Below are 18026 nucleotides of genomic sequence, written 5' to 3'. Positions count from 1 at the left end.
GGTAGAATGTCAGAAACATAGGAGGGACAGGGATGATCATTAGAGCAATTGCGGAAAGTGATGCAGAAAATTTATTAGAGCTTAGTAAAGAAATTGATGCGTCTGGCTTTATGTTATATGAACCAGGAGAGCGAGATACAACTGTCGAGCAGCAACGAATATCAATCGAACGAATCCTAACTGAAAAAAATACAGCTTTTTTTGTAGCTGAAGATGATGATAACAAATTGATTGGACTGATTGGAGCAACAGGTGGCACGCTGAAAAGAAATCAGCATTCTGCACACCTTTTTTTAGGTGTTCATGAAGCATATCAAGGACAGGGGATAGCTACGAAATTATTTCATCAGATATTTGAGTGGGCAAAGAGCAGAGGAATATCAAGATTAGAACTAACAGTTATAAAAGACAACATAAAAGCATTTAATTTATACCGAAAAATGGGGTTCGTTTTAGAGGGGGAGAAAGTGAATTCCTTGATGATAAACGGTAAGCCGGTTAATGAGTATTATTTATATAAATTGATATGACCGTAGATTTCCTTCAAGGGGGAGTTTTTTTTCTACATAAAAAAGAAGCTAAAAGTCTAAGTAGATTAGATAATTAGCTTCCTTTTTATGGATTACAGTAGTTTCATTGTATTGAATTAGCACCTAAACGAGATTTTTTATGGTAGCTTCATCATCCAAATTGTAAATTCTTTTCTTAAAGGGCATAATCCATGTATTTTTTATAGAACACCGCCTTTCCTCCATATTCAAAACCAACTCGAATCTAACTAATAATCAATTTTTCCCTAACATATAATCTAATAGATAATCAACCTAATAAACAGTGGTGGAGGCTAGTTATTATGTACGTTTTAGGAATTGATGGTGGTGGCACAAAAACGAAGGGCGTCATAGCAAAGTCCAATGGAGAAATAATTGCCGAAGCAACAGTAGGTCCGACCAACCCGAATAGTGTAGAGAAATTGGATTTGAAAAAAGAGTTGGAGAATCTAGTTACTTTATTAAAACAACAGTGTAATTCTTGCTTTTCCCAATTAAAACATGTATTTGCAGGGATGTCAGGTGTTGGCCATCCAACAACGAAAGAGATGGTGCAAAAGTTACTTACCGACTTATTACCTGATCATGTGCATGTAACAGTAAATACCGATGCTATTAATGCTCTCTATTCAGGAACCCTAGGAAAACCGGGAATTGTACAAATTGCCGGCACAGGATCTATTACATTTAGTATAAATCATGACGGTTTATCTGATCGTGTTGGAGGATGGGGTTATTTAATTGGAGAGATGGGGAGTGGTTTTGCGCTTGGTCGTGATGCTTTAGAGGCGGCTTTCTTAGCTCATGATGGATTAGGGAAGCCAACAACAATCTGTAGTTTACTTCTTGAATACTTTCAAGCGACTGCACTACCTGATATTATCTATTCTGTATATCAGGGAAAGAACCAGAAGCAACGTGTCGCATCTTTAAGCAAACTTGTAATGAGAGCTGCTGATACTGGTGATCCGGTTGCTCAAGAAATCATTCGAAAAAATGCTGTACATATCGGAAAGTCCATTGCTTGTTTACAAACAAAGCAATTTTCAAAAAAGGATAAAGTTCAGGTTGTGCTAACGGGTGGAATTTATAATCGACTTGACCTTTTCGAAGCAATAATCGAAGAAGAAATTTGTCAACATCAATTGGAACCAATGCTCACTGTACCTAAAATGGAGCCTGTTGGAGGTGCAGTTGTTGCTGCCTTGAGGGAAGAAGGGATTATGATTCATTCTAGTTTTGTTGAGGTTTTTATGAGATAAGCAGGAGGTTAATCGTACTTGAATCAAGTCTTTTTACCTGTTGACAGATTTTTTTAGGTACATTCGTTTATTTGTTTATTTCTAATAATTGAAACTTGTTTAGCATTTTGGTTTAATGTAGAATGAAACTGCAATCGCGCGATATGCTTAAAATTTAGTTCCTATCACAAGAGTTTATAATATCAGGGAGGAATTGAAGTTGACCAAAATGAATCTTGAATTGGCGAAGAAACTAATTGAAGGTGCTGAGCAAGAAGCAGCGAATGTTGGAGTTTCAATGGTTATATCCGTTGTTGATGAGGGTGGAAATCTAATCGCAGTACATCGTATGGATGACGCATGGTTAGCTAGTGTTGACATAGCGCAAAATAAAGCATGGACTTCTGTTGCATTAAAAATGCCAACATCAAATTTAGCTGAAGCTACTGTTCCTAATGCTGAGCTTTATGGTTTAAACACGACTAATAACGGGCGAATTGTTCTCTTCGGTGGAGGAATTCCATTAGTCGAAAATGAACAGGTTATAGGTGCTGTGGGCGTAAGTGGCAGCTCTGTAGAACACGATGTTCAGGTAGCTGAGGCGGCAGTGAATGCTTTTGAAAGATTAAAAGTATAATTTAATAGAATAAGTGCAGTAGACATAAAAAAGCAGTGAATGAAAAAATCATTCACTGCTTTCACTTATTGCAAGTACATATAGATTATTTAGTTATACTAGAAACACCGTCCGCTTTTCCAACAATAACTTTATCAGCCATCCCTACAAATAGACCTGTTTCAACAACACCTACAAGCATTTTCAAGTCCTTTTGTAATGCTTCTGGGTCAAGAATTTGATTAAAAGAGCAGTCAAGAATGTAGTTGCCATTGTCGGTAACAAAGACTTCCCCATCTTTATGGCGTAATGTTGGTGTGCCTCCTAGATCAGCAATACTCACTGAAGTTATTTCCCAACCGAACGGCGTTACCTCTACAGCTAGCGGAAATGCTCCCAGATGAGATACAAGTTTAGATTCGTCAACAATAACAATAAACTCTTTTGCAGCAGCTGCAACGACTTTTTCGCGCAGTAATGCTCCACCGCCACCTTTAATAAGCTGCAGGTTTTTATCTACTTCATCAGCACCATCAATTGCTATGTCCAATTGCTGTACCTTTGAGAAGTCAGTAAGTGGTACACCGAATTCGACTGCCCACTTGGCTGTCGTGTTGGAAGTAGGAATAGCTGTAATATTAAGTCCATCTTGGACACGTTCTCCTAATCTTTTCACCATCCAGTACACTGTAGATCCAGATCCTAGGCCGACTTTCATGCCGTCTTTAACTAAATTTGCTGCCTCTTCTCCAACTAACTTTTTTAACTCATCTACATTTTGCATCCTGCAACATCTCCTATTCGTGAAAAAAATTATGAAATAACTTCCACGTTTAATACAGATTCAACATGCTTAACTACATTCTCAACAGTAAATCCATACGCTTCAATTACTTTATTTCCTGGTGCTGATGCTCCGAAAGTGTCAATTCCAAGAATTGTACCTTGTTCACCTGTATAACGTTCCCAGCCAAAAGTGGATCCCATTTCGATTGCAACACGTGCTTTCACTTGAGGCGGAATAACTTCATTTTTATATGCTACATGTTGTTGATTGAAGCGATCCCATGATGGCATGCTAACAACGCGTACATCAATTCCTTTTTCTTTCAATTCTTTCTGGGAAGCAATTGCTAGTTGAACCTCTGATCCAGTAGCTAACAATAGTGCATCTGGGGTCTCTTTTTCAGAGTGACTAACGATATAGGCACCTTTTTTAACACCCTCGTAGGCATTTTCTTTTGTTGATTCCAATGTTGGTAAGTCTTGTCTAGTTAAAACGAGTGCTGTAGGTTGATCTTTTGATTCTAATGCTAGACGCCATGCAGCAGCGGTTTCGTTAGCATCAGCAGGACGAATCATGGATAGTCCAGGAATAACACGTAATGCTGCTAAATGTTCAATTGGTTCATGTGTTGGGCCATCTTCACCAACAGCAATAGAATCATGGGTAAATACATAGGTAACAGGTGTTTTCATAATTGATGCTAGGCGAATAGCTGGGCGTAAATAGTCATTAAAGACAAAGAATGTACCACCATATACTTTTAATCCACCATGTAGAGCCATTCCGTTTAAAGCAGCTCCCATTGCATGTTCACGTACACCAAACCAAATATTTCTTTCTTCGTAAGTATTCCGTGAAAAATCACCTTCACCATTTATCATTGTCTTGTTGGAGCCTGCTAGGTCAGCACTTCCGCCAAAGAAGTTAGGTACTGCTTTTGCAATAGCATTTAAAACTTTACCAGAAGATGCTCGAGTAGCAAGTGTGTCTTGCCCAGCCTCAAAAACTGGTAAAGATTTCTCCCAATCTACCGGAAGTTCATCTTGAATTGCTAGTTTAAGCTCTTTTGCAAGTTCTGGATATTTTTCATTATAAGCTTCCATTAATTGATTCCATGTTGCTTCTTTTTCTTCCCCGTTTTTACCAATTTTTTCGTTGAATTCGGCATATACCTCTTCTGGAACATGGAAGGCTTCGTGTTCCCAACGGTAAAATTCTTTTGTTAGCTTTGTTTCCTCTGAGCCAAGAGGTGAACCATGTGATGCAGCAGATGCAGATTTATTTGGTGAACCATAGCCAATTACAGTTTTGATTTCAATTAAAGTTGGTTGTGTGTTATTGGCTTGAGCTTCTCTTATTGCTTTTCTAATTTCATTGATATCGTTTCCATCTTCAACCCGGAGAACCTGCCATCCGTATGCTTCAAAACGTTGCTCGGTATTTTCAGAGAAGGATTTATCTAAATCACCATCTAAGGAAATATCGTTAGAGTCATAGAGTGCGATTAATTTGCCTAAACTTAAGTGGCCAGCTAAAGAAGCAGCCTCATGGGAGATTCCTTCCATTAAATCACCGTCACTCACAAGTGCATACGTATAATGATCCACTACAGAGAGATCTTCTTTATTAAATTTAGCAGCTAAATGTGCCTCAGCCATTGCCATCCCAACAGCCATTGCAATCCCTTGGCCAAGTGGACCAGTAGTTGCTTCTACTCCATCAGTATGATGTACTTCTGGGTGTCCTGGAGTTTTTGAGCCCCATTGGCGAAACGCTTTCAAATCGTCCATGGATACGTTGTACCCAGATAAATGAAGTAAGCTGTATAAAAGTATTGATCCATGACCTGCTGAGAGAACGAAACGATCACGGTTAAACCATTTAGCGTTTTTTGGATTATGGTTCATGAAATCCGCCCATAGCGTGTATGCCATTGCAGCAGCTCCCATTGGTAAACCAGGATGTCCAGAATTCGCCTTTTCGATTGCATCAATTGATAATGTGCGAATGGTATTAATGGATAAGTTCTCAATGTTTGTTGACATTAGTAAACGCTCCTTTATTTTATATTGTTATATGTTTCACATAACTATCGTATAATGAACCGTTTTCAAAAACAAGCATTTTATTGTACGTAATTGTGAATAATATATGTACAAGTTTGTATTTTCTGTGTAAATCACAACATTGTACATTTGATGTCCTGCTTTTTGGGATGAAAACGAATTCAAAATATGTATAATAGATGTTAGTATATAGCTAAAGGAGGATTACGAGTGGTACTAAGCGATCGCGACAAAAGGATCTTAAATGATTTGATAAGTAATCCAAGTATTACAAGTATGGCATTAGAAGAGAAACATGTATTAACAAGAAGGCAGCTTGGTTATAGCTTTACGAAGATTAACGAATGGTTAAAAATAAATAGCCTTCCAGCAATAGAAAGAACCAGGAAAGGTCAATTTGTTATCGATCAGGCTATTTTTTCAAAACTTAATAGTAGTTATGAAGGTGCTGTTTCCTCAGCAATATTTACGGAAGAGCAACGTGTTCAATTAATTATTTTAATGTTGCTAAGTTCCGAGGAAGAGCTGTCGCTAAATCATTTTACAATCGAACTGGAAGTTAGTAAGAATACAATTCTTAATGATATGAAACAAGCCCAAGTATTTTTAGATGATTACGATTTGGCGATCCGTTATTCAAGAAAACATGGATATTTGATTGAGGGTAATGAGTTTCAAATTCGCAAATTACTCATCCACATTACACATCAAGTACTGCAAATGAGTAATGGGAAAAATAGATTAGAAGATTTATCTGGCATTCAAAATGATTTGTTAGATGAATTTAAAAGGCGTATTGAGAAAGTGGAGAATAAGTTAAATTTAAAATTTACTGATGAAAAATTGGTAACGATGCCATACATTTTGATTTTAATGTTAAGAAGGATACAAAAAGGCTATGAGATTAACTCGTTTTCCATTCGTTATGAGGAATTATCGGATACGAAAGAGTACCAGGCTACAGAGGAAATTTTATATGATTTTAATGAAATCACAGTAACCGAGCGCCTATTCATCACATTGCATCTTTTGACGACAAATGTATATTGGTCTGAGTACATTAATGAGGAAGCAATACCAAATCTAGTTCCAGCTATTAACGATATGCTTAGACAATTTGAGAAAAGTGCTTGTATTTATTTACAGGAGCGTAATCAGCTATTAGACAAGCTTTTACAACATCTTCAGCCTGCATATTACCGAATAAAATATCATCTTACAGACACGATCAATTTTCAAGGATCTTTGAGTAAAGAGTTTAAGGAACTGCATCATCTCGTAAAGCGTTCCATTGGACCACTAGCAGAATTAATCGGTGATGATATTCCTGAAAGCGAAACCACTTATATTACGATGCTTATTGGTGGGTGGATGAACCGACAAGGTGAAAGTATTGAAGAAAAAATAAAAGCAGTTGTCGTTTGTCCACAAGGCGTATCCGTTTCGAAATTAATGTTTAATGAATTGAAAGAGTTATTTCCGGAATTCGTGTTTTTGGATTCCTTGTCTGTACGAGAGTTTCTTGACTATAAGTTAGATTACGATATCGTATTCTCACCAACCCAATTGGAAACAGAGAAAAAATTATTTATCTCAAAAGTATTTCTGGGTCAAGATGAACGTTATCGTTTAAGAAAGCAAGTGATGCTTGCAATTCATGGGTATATTCCAAATGATATTAATGTTGATCATGTTGTAGACATCATTAAAAAACATTCTGCAATCAAAAATGAAAAGGCTTTAATAGAGGATTTGGAGCAATACTTTAATCGAGATGATGATTCAGCTGTGGTAAGACAGAACGCTACACAACGGGAAATCGATTTAGATGAATTAATTGTGCCAGATAATATCACGTTAAGAGATTCCATTGGTTCTTGGGAAGAGGCGATTCGTATAAGTGCCGAACCATTGATTAAAAAGGGCAAAATACTTCCAGAGTATGTGCACGCTATGATTCACCATTCGCTGGATGACCCGTACATCGTAATAGGTTCAAATATAGCAATCCCACACGCTGCCCCAGAAGATGGCGTTAAAGAGGTTGGCATGACTTTATTACGATTAAAAGAAGGTGTTCAGTACGGCCCGGATTATACGATTAATCTAATTTTCGTTATTGCTGCAGAGGATAAAAAGCAACATATACATGCTTTAATGCAATTAATGAATTTGGCAGGATCTGAAGAAGATACGAACAAAATAATCAATGCGAGTTCTATTGAAGAGGTTCATGAAATTATAAAATATTATAGTTCTGACAGAAGTTAGTAAGACAGAAGTAAAGAATAGGAGTGCAAAGAATGAGTGAATTATTTTTCAATGAATCTGTCATTCTGCTAGATGTGGAAGGCGACAATAAAGAAGAGGTATTAGCAACAATAAGCAATAATCTAGTGGAAAGAGGTTTAGTGAAAGAAAGCTTTGTTCCTGCGATTATTAAACGAGAAGGTGAGTTTGCAACAGGACTTCCTACAGCAGGAGTATCTGTAGCAATTCCACATACAGATGTGGAGCATGTAAACAAAAAAACGATTAGTATCGCTGTTTTAAAGAACCCAGTTGATTTTGTGATCATGGGAGACGATAGTGAGACTACACCTGTACAATTAGTTTTTATGTTAGCAATGGATGAAGCGCATTCACAGCTTTCTTTACTCCAAAAGTTAATGCAAGTTTTCCAAGAAGAGGATACATTGAAGTACCTAGTAAACCAAAAAGACAAAACAAAGATTAAAAGTCTTTTGGAGGAAAAGCTAGATTTTGTAGCACTTAAAGGAGGTGAGAGATAATGGCGAAACAAGTATTAGTAGCATGTGGAGCAGGTATTGCAACATCAACAGTTGTAAACAGTGCAATTGAAGAATTAGCGAAGGAAAACAACCTTAAAGTTGATTTAAAACAAATCAAAATTGCTGAAGTTGGTGCTTATGTAGATACAGCTGATCTATTAGTTACAACTGCAATGACGAAAACAGAATACCCATTCCCAGTAATTAACGCACGTACATTTTTAACTGGTATTGGTGTTGAAGATACAAAAAAACAAATCTTAGAAGAACTTCAAAAATAAGTAGCAAGACATAAATCTCGATAAGCTCGTAACGTGATATCGAGATTTATGTTGAATTTGTTAGGGGGCATCATGATGCAAGCATTCGTAGATTTTATTCAAGGTTTTTTAGGTTTAGGAGCAACAGTTATACTGCCAGTAGCAATCATGATTTTAGGTCTTGTGTTTGGTCAGAAGCTCGGTAAAGCGATTCGTTCAGGTTTAACAATCGGGGTTGCTTTTGTAGGTATTTTCTTAGTAATTGACCTGTTAACACTCAACTTAGGTCCGGCAGCACAAGGGATGGTTGAGCGTTTAGGGGTAGATTTAAATGTTATTGATGTAGGTTGGCCAGCAACATCGTCAATTGCTTGGGCATCTGTTGTAGCAGCATTTATTATTCCGTTGGGTCTAATTGTAAACGTTGTTATGCTATTAACGAAGACAACGAAGACAATGAACGTTGACATTTGGAACTACTGGCATTATACATTCATGGCAGCAGTTGTGTATACGGTGTCAGGTAGTATTGTCCAAGGTTTAATTGCGGCCGTCTTATTCCAAATCGTATGTCTTAAAGTTGCGGACTGGACACAACCGATGGTTAGTGATTTTTATGAATTGCCAGGAGTTTCCGTTGCAACAGGAAGTACAATTTCCTATGCACCTTTCATTTATTTAGTAAAATTAGTACAAAAAATCCCTGGATTGAAAGATTTACATGCTGATCCAGATTCAATTCAAAAACGTTTTGGTATCTTTGGGGATTCCATGGTAATTGGTTTGATTTTAGGTGCAGCAATTGGTGCATTAGCAGGATACAGTGTTGGAGATGTTATTAACATTGGTATTTCAATGGCTGCTGTAATGGTCCTTATGCCACGTATGGTTAAGATTTTGATGGAAGGGTTAATGCCTGTTTCAGAATCAGCACGTGAATGGTTAAATAAACGTTTTGGTGATAGAGAAATTAATATCGGGCTGGATGCAGCTGTGTTGTTAGGACATCCTTCTGTAATTGCAACCGCTCTTATTTTAACACCAATTACAGTTCTAATTGCAGTTGTATTACCTGGTAATGCTGTTCTGCCGTTTGGTGACTTAGCAACAATTCCGTTTGTTGTTGCATTCGTAGTAGGTGCAGCTAGAGGAAATATTATACACTCGGTTATTGTTGGTTCGGTTATGATTGCACTTTCACTATATATGGCAACAGACATTGCACCACTCTTTTCTGAAATGGCTTCAACTGCAAGCATTAATTTACCTGAAGGCTCAGCAATGGTTTCAAGTATTGACCAAGGTGGTAACTTAGTAAACTGGATTATCTGGAGAATATTTGAGATTTTTAACTAGAAAGAATCATTCTTTATAAAGTTAAACAGTGTCTAATTGTGAATTATTTCACTTAAAAGCTATTTGCAATTAAATTGATCGAGTTAAACGAAAGCAACAGGAGGAATTCATAGTGAAAGCATTAGTAAAAACAGAACTCGGATTCGGTAACCTAGAAATTCAAAATAGACAAGAGCCTCAGGTTGGCAAAGGCCAAGTGAAAATAGAAGTTAAATATGCGGGTATCTGTGGATCTGATATTCATACGTATGAAGGACATTATAAAGTTGCAACACCTGTAACACTCGGACATGAATTTTCTGGTGAGGTAGTTGAGGTTGGAGAAGGAGTAACGGAATTTAAAGTCGGTGATCGAGTTACTTCAGAAACTACTTTCTATATTTGTGGTGAATGTGAATACTGTAAATCGGGTGACTATAACCTTTGTAACCACCGAAAAGGTCTTGGTTCACAACAAGATGGTGGTTTCGCCAAGTATTTAGTAGCCCGTAAAGAGAGTGTTCATCATTTGCCGGAAAATGTTGACTACCAGTCAGCGGCAATGACAGAACCATTAGCATGCACATACCATGCAATTGAGAAAACAGAAATTAATGCAGGGGATCTTGTTGTTGTGATTGGTCCGGGCCCTATAGGATTGTTAGCAGCTCAGGTAGCTAAAAGTAGAGGTGCTACGGTAATCATTACAGGACTGACAAATGATAAAGTTCGTCTAGATAAAGCAATTGAAGTAGGTATTGATTATACCGTTAATACTCAAGAAAAAGATCTAAAAGAGTTTGTCAATAAATTAACAAATGGTTATGGTGCTGATGTAGTATTGGAATGCTCTGGTGCTGTACCAGCTGCAAGACAAGGTCTAGAAATTCTTCGCAAAAAAGGACATTATGCACAGGTAGGTATTTTTGCTCAATCTGAAATTCAATTTGACCTTGAGAAAATTATTCAAAAAGAAATTCGAGTTGTGGGCAGCAGAAGCCAAAAATCAGCTGATTGGGAACCATCACTTGCATTAATGAATGATGAAAAAGTAAATGCAAAGGCTTTGGTAACACATGAGTTTAACATTACCCAATGGGATGAAGCATATCAAGCGATAAAAAGCGGAGAAGCAATTAAAGTTTTGTTAACGCCTGTGGAGTGATCATAAACGTAGTAATCTTCCAGCGCAAACGTCTGAATTACATTATACCTTGTTTCAAAGGTGAGGGGGAGAAAGAAATTGGATAAGCAACAACTAATTGACATGATTGATTATACACTATTAACTCCAACTGCAAGTAAAGAGGATATTAAAGCATTCTGTGAAGAAACAATCGAATATGGCTTTAAAACTGTTTTTGTGAACCCATATTATGTATCTTACGCCCATAGTCTGTTATCTCCACACAATATTAAAGTAGGAGTACCAATAGGATTCTCACTTGGTGGTGCAACAACACATGTAAAAGTGGAAGAAACAAAAGAGGCAATCAAAAATGGTGCTGAAGAAATCGATATGTTAGTTAACTTGGGAGCTCTTAAATCAGGTGAATATGATGTGGTAAGAAATGATATTGCAGAAGTTGTTAAGGCATCTCAAGGATTAACAACAAAAGTTATTATCGAAACAGCATTATTAACAGATGAAGAGAAAGTAAAAGTAACGGAATTAATCATCGAAGCGGGAGCTGATTTTGTTAAAACAGCAACTGGCTTTAATGGTGGCGGAGCAACCGTTAAAGATGTTAAATTACTTCGTTCTATAGCAGGTGACAAAATTGGCGTGAAGGCTGCTGGTGGAGTTAAAACGTATGAAGATGCAGTAAATATTGTCGCTGCTGGTGCGAACCGTATTGGTGCAAGTGGGGCAGTAGCAATTATCAGTGGCGGGGTTTCAGAGGCTTCATATTAAGAATATCGTGCCTAAACGGTTAAGTATATTACTTAATCGTTTTATCACTTTTCATAGAAATGAGGGTTAGTATGGTAGACACACTTTTAGACTTTATGTTAGGCCCACTGAGAGGGATAAGTGAATTCTATTTTGAATACCAATTAATTTTTAACACGATTATCGTTGGATTCGCAGCATATAAACTATTTTTTAGCAAAAAAAAAGAAGTAAAAAATGAGTCTGCAAATTAGTAAGAGTGAGGGTGACTGAGATGAAATCGTTAAATCTTTATGGTGTACAAGATCTTCGTTTTGAAGAGAATACACCAGTTCCAGTAATCGAAAATGATAATGATGTTATCATTAAAGTAAAATCAGTTGGAATTTGTGGATCCGATACATCTAGATATAAAAAACTCGGTCCATATGTAGAGGGAATGACGTTTGGCCATGAATTCGCAGGTGAAGTAACAGAGGTTGGTCCAGAAGTTGAAGGAATTAAAGTTGGTGATCGTGTCGCTGGATGCCCAGCTTTCGTTTGTGAAAAATGTGAGTATTGCTTAGGTGGCGAACCAGCACGCTGTGAAAACCTAAGTGTAATTGGTGCACGCCGCCCCGGCGCGTATGCAGAATATACAAAATTACCTGCTACCCACATCGTTCCCCTTCCAGATAATGTTGATTATGATACAGCTGCATTGGTAGAACCCTCTGCAGTAGTTGCACATGGTTTTTATCGTACTAAAATCCAACCAGGTGCAGAGGTTGCAATTATGGGAGTTGGAAGTATTGGACTTCTAGCTGTACAATGGGCAAAAATTTTCGGCGCGAAAAAAGTTTATGCAATTGATATTGATGATAAGAAACTACAAATTGCTAAGGAGCTTGGTGCTGATGTAGCAATAAACTCATTGGAAAAGCCCGCACATGAACAAATTATGGAGTATACAAATGGGCGTGGTGTTGATCTGGCTGTTGAATCTGCCGGCTCTCCAATTACATCTGCTCAAGTATTAGCCTTACCCAAAAAAGGCGGGGAAGTAGTATTCATGGGAATTCCATATGCGGATATTAATATTGAACGTTTCTATTTTGAAAAAATTGTCCGTAACGAATTGACCATTTATGGATCATGGAATGCAATCTCTGCACCATTTCCTGGAAAAGAGTGGACCTCAACAGTTCACTATATGAGTACTGGCCAAATCAATGTTGAACCAATGATTTCTCATAAGTTATCTTTACAGGAAGGTCCAGAAGTATTCCAAAAAGTTATTAATAGAGAGATAGATTCAGTTAAAGTTATTTTTAACCCGGAAAAAACGGAAGTATCTGGGGAAATAAATAATGTTGAAGAGGTTCCGGTGGGAAATTAAAATACTCTATAATATGTAACCTATAAAAGCTTAATGAATTTTAATTAATGACCAAATCAATTTCAAATAAATCTTTGATTGAAATAATTGAGGATCACTACTATACAGGAGGCCTAAAGGTATCTTGTATAGTATTTTCTGTTATTTCGAGGTTAGTTAACATGTGAATAATTATTACGATAAATTGGTTTATTTGGACAACAAACAAAATATCTGTTTATATATAAATATAGAAATAACTTAGAAAAATAACTACTTGGATGTGTTGTAAATGATGAAAATAGGAGTATTAACAAGCGGTGGGGATGCGCCTGGTATGAATGCTGCAATTAGTGCCGTCGTTAAAGCAGCCAATTATCATAACATTGATGTGATGGGAATTAATTATGGGTACAATGGGTTAATAGAGGGTTCTATTTATCCGCTAAATGCATCTGATTTGGAAAATATTACAGATGCAGGCGGTACAATCTTAAAGATAACAAGAAGTCCGGAATTAAACGAAAAAGAGGAATTAATAGTTCGAAATAATTTAGAAAAATTCGAAATAAATGCTTTAGTTATAATTGGGGATAATAAATCTTTTGAAGTAGCCAGGAAATTACAACAACTAGGTGTAAAGGTAATTGGTATTCCTGCAACAGTTGAGAATGAAATGATCTATACAGATTATTCTATTGGTTTTGATACAACTGTAAATACTATTTTAGAGTGTATTCATAAGATTAAAGATACAAGTCTTTCTCATGATAAGACAACTATTGTTGAGGTGATGGGAAGAAATTGTGGAGATTTGGCTTTATTTTCAGCCTTAGCAGGCGGGGTAGAAATTATTTCTACACCTGAACGGAAACTGGATTTAGATACAATATGTTCCACATTAGCTACGAGAATAAGTGATGGAAAAAGAAACAATATGATTATTGTAACAGATGAATTGCATGACATACAGGAATTACAAAAAAGTATTGAAGAAAAGCTAAATATATCTGTAAGAACATCTACATTAGGGTTTTTACAAAGAGGAGGCAACCCATCGGCCTTTGATCGGGTGCTTGCAAGCAGGATGGGCATTGCTGCAATAGAATTATTAATGAACGAGCAAACTGGCAAAGCGGTAGGGATTAAAGAAAATAAAATGATAGATGTTGATTTTGATATGGTAGATATTGACGAAGGAAGTAAACTGGAGAGTTATCGTTTATTAGAACCCCTTCTTAGTACTTGACTTTTACTGTACATTTTTGAAATGCAAAGGCCATAATGGCATTTTAACTTTTCAAAGAAAAAAGCCTAGGCAGACAGAAACACTATGTTCTGTCGACTAGGCTAATCTGGATTAATACCTGCATCGCTATAAGATGGTTCATCCTACAAAACCAAATATGTTATTTTACTAAATTCTTTAAACTTGGTCGATCCAATTTAAAGATCGAGATATCATGATCTGTTTCACCAGTTAACGCCAATTGAGATAAGATTTCACCTATGACACTAGCAAATTTGTATCCATGTCCTGAACACGTAGCAGCAATTGAGATGTGAGGATGAACTGGATGCTTGTCAATGATAAAGTGACCATCTGGGGTTCTTGTATACATGCAAATGACCCCCTTCTTTAATGCGCCGGATGCTTCTGGCATGAATTGATCCAAAAACTCACGGATATGACCTTCATCGTTTTCGTTTGATCCGAATTCACGGTCCACTGTATTTGGATCAATATGATCTTCATAATCATGTCGACCAACTTTTACACCACAGCCATCAAAAGTTGGGAATCCATAGTAGATTGCTCTTGTATCACCCTGTGGAACTTCTACCATGAACACAGGGAATGCCTTTGTATTAAATAATTCCTCATTAGCTTCGAACCAAGCGACAGGCTGACGAGTTGGGTATAGTGGTAGATTCAAGCCTATTTTTTCAGTTAACATTCCATTCCAAGATCCAGCGCTAAGAATTAACTTATCCGAAGTAAATTCTCCGTTTGCTGTTACCACTTTTACTGAATCTTCATATGCCTCGATGTCGGTAACTGGATTGTTAAATGAAAGCTCTGCTCCGTGGTGCACTGCTAGCTCTTTGTATGATTGGATAGCATTTTCGCTAAATAAGAACCCTGAATCAGGCTCAAAAAAAGCATTATAATCATCTGGTACTTGCAACCCAGGGAACCGCTCTCTCATCTCTTCTCCAGTAAGCTGTTCTACATTTAAATTATACTCTTTTCCACTAGCAATCGCTTCATCGATAAATGGTGCATTACCTTTAGGGCCAAATCCCATTGCACCAACCTGTGAGAATATTTTAAGATGTGATTTCTTTTCTAATTCATTCCAAAGTTCTTGTGATCGTAGAGCTAGTGGAACATACTCTCTACCTTCCCCGTATGCATGGCGAATAATTCGAGTTTCGCCAAAATGGCTTCCTTGATCATGTGGTGGGTTGAATGCGTCTATCAATAAAACTTTTACCCCTTGTCTCGCTAAATAATAACCAGCAGCCATACCCATAGATCCAGCGCCAGCTACAATCACGTCATAATGTTTTGTCATATAAAATCCCCCTTTTTGGAATTTTGGTGAATATATTAATTTAAATTGTTAAATTGTGTACGACATATTCCGTGTAAACGATACATTAGTGATCTGTCGTTAATGATGGTAAAGTAAGAAATCCATCTCTTTTAGTGATATAATTCCCATGAAAAATGATAAAACTATTAAAATGAAAACCATGGCAATAATAAAAGATGGGTGTTCATATCGATAACTGAACACCCATATGAAAAAATGAAATCAATTATTTTTTGATAATGTTATGCTCTGGTCCGTAAGGGAATTTCGTGATATTTTCTACCACTCCATCTTCCCCAATAACGAGAATATCATGCTCACGATACCCACCAGCACCAGGTTGACCTTCTGGAACCATAATCATTGGCTCCATGGAAACGACCATTCCTGGTTCTAAAACAGTTTCAATATCTTCACGAAGTTCCAGCCCTGCTTCACGTCCGTAATAATGTGAAAGAACTCCAAATGAATGTCCATAACCGAAAGTCCGATTCGGTAAAAGATTATGTTCTATATAAATTTCATTCAATTCAGCAGCAATATCCATACATTTCACACCAGGCTTGATCAACTCAAGACCTCTTTCATGTACTTTCACATTGATCTCCCATAATTCAAGATGACGATCTGGTACTTCTTCTAAGAATAAAGTACGCTCAAGTGCAGTATAGTAACCTGCAATCATCGGGAAGGAGTTCAGGCTAAGAATTTCGCCACGTTTTATTTTTTTGCTAGTTGCCCAGTTATGCGCACCATCTGTATTAATTCCAGATTGGAACCATATCCATGAGTCTCTTAGCTCAGCATGTGGGTAAGTACGAGCGATTTCCCGAGTCATTGCTTGCGTACCGTGTAAGGAAACTTCATATTCTGGTACACCTTCAGCAATTGCTTCAACTACTGCAGCACCACCAATATCAGCAATTCGAGCTCCATTTTTAATTAACTCAATTTCTTCCTGAGATTTAATCATACGTTGTTTCATTGTTACTTTAGAGACATCTACAAGTTCAGCATCCGGGAAAGCTTCTTTAACCTTTTGACGCATTTCAAGTGTCAAATGATCATCTTCGACACCAAGACGCTTAACCGAAGTTCCGTTTAACACTTTCTTCACTGCGTACAAATAATTATCTCTTTTCCAATCGGTATATACGATATTATCTTCATAACTGCGACGCCAAGGCTGACCACCATCAATATTTGCACTAACTGTATAATGTTTATCACCAGTTACAACAAGTGCATAAGATCTACCAAATGATGTATAGAGGAAATCGCTATAATAATTAATATTGTGATAGGATGTGAATAATACAGCATCGATATCTAGCTCAGCTATGTTTCGGCGTAAAATTGAATTGCGATTTTCCATCTCCTGCCTAGAAAAGGTTGATGTTACTTTTTCACCATTTTCTATGATTTTAGTTCTTTCCAATTCGGTTACGTTTTGCATGTTCAATTTCCCCTTTCTGGTATTCAAATTATTTAGTAAGAATCATGCATAAAAATCGAATACTAATATGCATAATCACTTAAACTCTATTGTTCTTGCTAATATTTGAATGCGTTTTCAATATATGGAGTGAAATCTTAATTTTATTGTATTGGATAAAAAATCTTTTGTATAATAGTTAAAAATGATGTGTGTATCATTTTTACAGATTGATTACGGTTTTAAAATAAAATATCACCTAGAATTTGACAACTATTTACACAATCTATTTATTTATACTTGAATTCGTGACATAGATTTCCTTTCGTTCGACAGTAAACTCCTTCTTCAAAAACGAAATAATATTAGTGGACACGTTCTCTACAATTAAACGGCCTTTTTCAGCTGTACTAGATTTTCCAGTATATAGACATCCCGAAGCTGGAATTAAATTCTTTGAAGGTGGAAATCGTTGATAGGTTGGTGCGTTTTCAATACCATCATCTGTAATCAGGTCTTCATGAACAAGATCTGGAGTAAAATACATCATCATCGATGTTTCCGTAATAGCAGCATGCTCCATTGCCCATCCTTTAAATTCTACTTCATCAAAAATTGTTGGCAAAAGTTCAGGTGAAATATTATCCCACCAATTTGATAAAAGAATTTTAGGAAATTCCTCTTTTTGATCTCTTAATAATAGATCACAAGCTTCCGCTAGAAAGGCATCATTTTCATAATGCCCACTCATAATTAATATATTTTTCCAGCCATCAGCAATAAACTCTTTTAAAACATCATAGATTAGCGATGTTAACGTTGATCCGTTTAGATCAACCGTACCAGGGAATAAAGGACCGCCACCACTTGCAGGTTGTGACTTATAGCCATAAGTAATTGTCGGAGCTATAACTGCCTTTACTTTCTCTGCAATAGACTCACTGTATTTTTCCGCTATGATACAATCAACACCTAATGGTAAATGTGGTCCGTGTTGTTCAGTAGATCCAACTGGTAAAATTAAGATGTGGTCCTCCACTTTGGCTTGATATTCTTTCCATGTCATGTTTCTTGCAAAAATTTGACTCATTA

16 protein-coding genes are annotated in these 18026 nt (G+C 36.8%); 11 read left to right on the top strand and 5 right to left on the bottom strand.

Translation table 11 applies throughout. The features are described 5' to 3' along the window. Positions 1-32 precede the first annotated feature (32 nt). From F1560_RS13055 to F1560_RS13045, 3 genes are all read left to right on the top strand, one after another. On the top strand, positions 33-530 hold the full coding sequence (locus tag F1560_RS13055; RefSeq protein WP_149475069.1) for a GNAT family N-acetyltransferase: 498 nt from the start codon (positions 33-35) through the stop codon (positions 528-530). Between the two features lie 323 nt (positions 531-853). Further along, positions 854-1813 carry an N-acetylglucosamine kinase gene (locus tag F1560_RS13050; RefSeq protein WP_149475068.1) on the top strand — a complete coding sequence of 320 codons (960 nt, stop codon included), beginning with the start codon at positions 854-856 and terminating at the stop codon, positions 1811-1813. Between the two features lie 199 nt (positions 1814-2012). Beyond that, the gene (locus F1560_RS13045; protein WP_149475067.1) at positions 2013-2429 is read left to right on the top strand and encodes a GlcG/HbpS family heme-binding protein; all 417 of its coding nucleotides are present in this window, start codon (positions 2013-2015) and stop codon (positions 2427-2429) included. An 85-nt stretch (positions 2430-2514) separates the two neighbouring features. On the opposite strand, the gene rpiA is transcribed toward F1560_RS13045, so the two are convergent. Continuing rightward, positions 2515-3192: a ribose-5-phosphate isomerase RpiA gene (rpiA, locus tag F1560_RS13040; protein ID WP_149475066.1), complete on the bottom strand. Its 678-nt coding sequence runs from the start codon at positions 3190-3192 to the stop codon at positions 2515-2517. A gap of 29 nt (positions 3193-3221) precedes the next feature. Beyond that, complete coding sequence (gene tkt / locus F1560_RS13035; protein WP_149475065.1) at positions 3222-5240, bottom strand: transketolase; 2019 nt, start codon at positions 5238-5240, stop codon at positions 3222-3224. A 231-nt stretch (positions 5241-5471) separates the two neighbouring features. Here tkt and F1560_RS13030 point away from each other — a divergent pair, with 231 nt between their 5' ends. The 8 genes from F1560_RS13030 (at position 5472) to F1560_RS12995 (ending at position 14148) form a co-directional block, all read left to right on the top strand. Continuing rightward, on the top strand, positions 5472-7532 hold the full coding sequence (locus tag F1560_RS13030) for a BglG family transcription antiterminator (RefSeq protein ID WP_149475064.1): 2061 nt from the start codon (positions 5472-5474) through the stop codon (positions 7530-7532). A 32-nt stretch (positions 7533-7564) separates the two neighbouring features. Continuing rightward, a complete protein-coding gene (locus tag F1560_RS13025; protein ID WP_149475063.1) occupies positions 7565-8053 on the top strand; it encodes a PTS sugar transporter subunit IIA in 489 nt (162 codons plus the stop codon). After that, positions 8053-8334, top strand: a complete 282-nt coding sequence (locus F1560_RS13020) for a PTS sugar transporter subunit IIB (RefSeq protein WP_149475062.1) — start codon at positions 8053-8055, stop codon at positions 8332-8334. The genes F1560_RS13025 and F1560_RS13020 overlap by 1 nt, the downstream gene beginning before the upstream one ends. A gap of 75 nt (positions 8335-8409) precedes the next feature. Continuing rightward, positions 8410-9669, top strand: coding sequence for a galactitol-specific PTS transporter subunit IIC (locus F1560_RS13015; RefSeq protein WP_149475061.1), 1260 nt, complete (start codon positions 8410-8412; stop codon positions 9667-9669). A gap of 112 nt (positions 9670-9781) precedes the next feature. Next, on the top strand, positions 9782-10813 hold the full coding sequence (locus tag F1560_RS13010; RefSeq protein WP_149475060.1) for a zinc-binding dehydrogenase: 1032 nt from the start codon (positions 9782-9784) through the stop codon (positions 10811-10813). A 78-nt stretch (positions 10814-10891) separates the two neighbouring features. Next, on the top strand, positions 10892-11563 hold the full coding sequence (deoC, locus tag F1560_RS13005) for a deoxyribose-phosphate aldolase (RefSeq protein ID WP_149475059.1): 672 nt from the start codon (positions 10892-10894) through the stop codon (positions 11561-11563). 253 nt (positions 11564-11816) lie between these two features. Further along, the gene (locus tag F1560_RS13000) at positions 11817-12920 is read left to right on the top strand and encodes a galactitol-1-phosphate 5-dehydrogenase (protein WP_149475058.1); all 1104 of its coding nucleotides are present in this window, start codon (positions 11817-11819) and stop codon (positions 12918-12920) included. Positions 12921-13191: 271 nt separating this feature from the next. Continuing rightward, positions 13192-14148 (top strand): ATP-dependent 6-phosphofructokinase, encoded by a 957-nt coding sequence (locus F1560_RS12995; RefSeq protein WP_210095884.1) that lies wholly within the window; start codon positions 13192-13194, stop codon positions 14146-14148. A 160-nt stretch (positions 14149-14308) separates the two neighbouring features. Here F1560_RS12995 and solA read toward each other — a convergent pair whose 3' ends face one another. From solA to F1560_RS12980, 3 genes are all read right to left on the bottom strand, one after another. Next, positions 14309-15478 carry an N-methyl-L-tryptophan oxidase gene (solA, locus tag F1560_RS12990; RefSeq protein ID WP_149475057.1) on the bottom strand — a complete coding sequence of 390 codons (1170 nt, stop codon included), beginning with the start codon at positions 15476-15478 and terminating at the stop codon, positions 14309-14311. Positions 15479-15725: 247 nt separating this feature from the next. Continuing rightward, a complete protein-coding gene (locus F1560_RS12985) occupies positions 15726-16955 on the bottom strand; it encodes a M24 family metallopeptidase (protein ID WP_149475056.1) in 1230 nt (409 codons plus the stop codon). A gap of 265 nt (positions 16956-17220) precedes the next feature. Further along, on the bottom strand, positions 17221-18024 hold the full coding sequence (locus F1560_RS12980) for a creatininase (protein WP_149475055.1): 804 nt from the start codon (positions 18022-18024) through the stop codon (positions 17221-17223). Between the last annotated feature and the right edge of the window lie 2 nt (positions 18025-18026).

This window comes from Oceanobacillus polygoni (assembly GCF_008304605.1).
Taxonomy (GTDB): domain Bacteria; phylum Bacillota; class Bacilli; order Bacillales; family Amphibacillaceae; genus Oceanobacillus; species Oceanobacillus polygoni.
The sequence above is the reverse complement of the archived record's forward strand: the minus strand, read 5'-3'. Positions and strand labels throughout refer to the sequence as shown.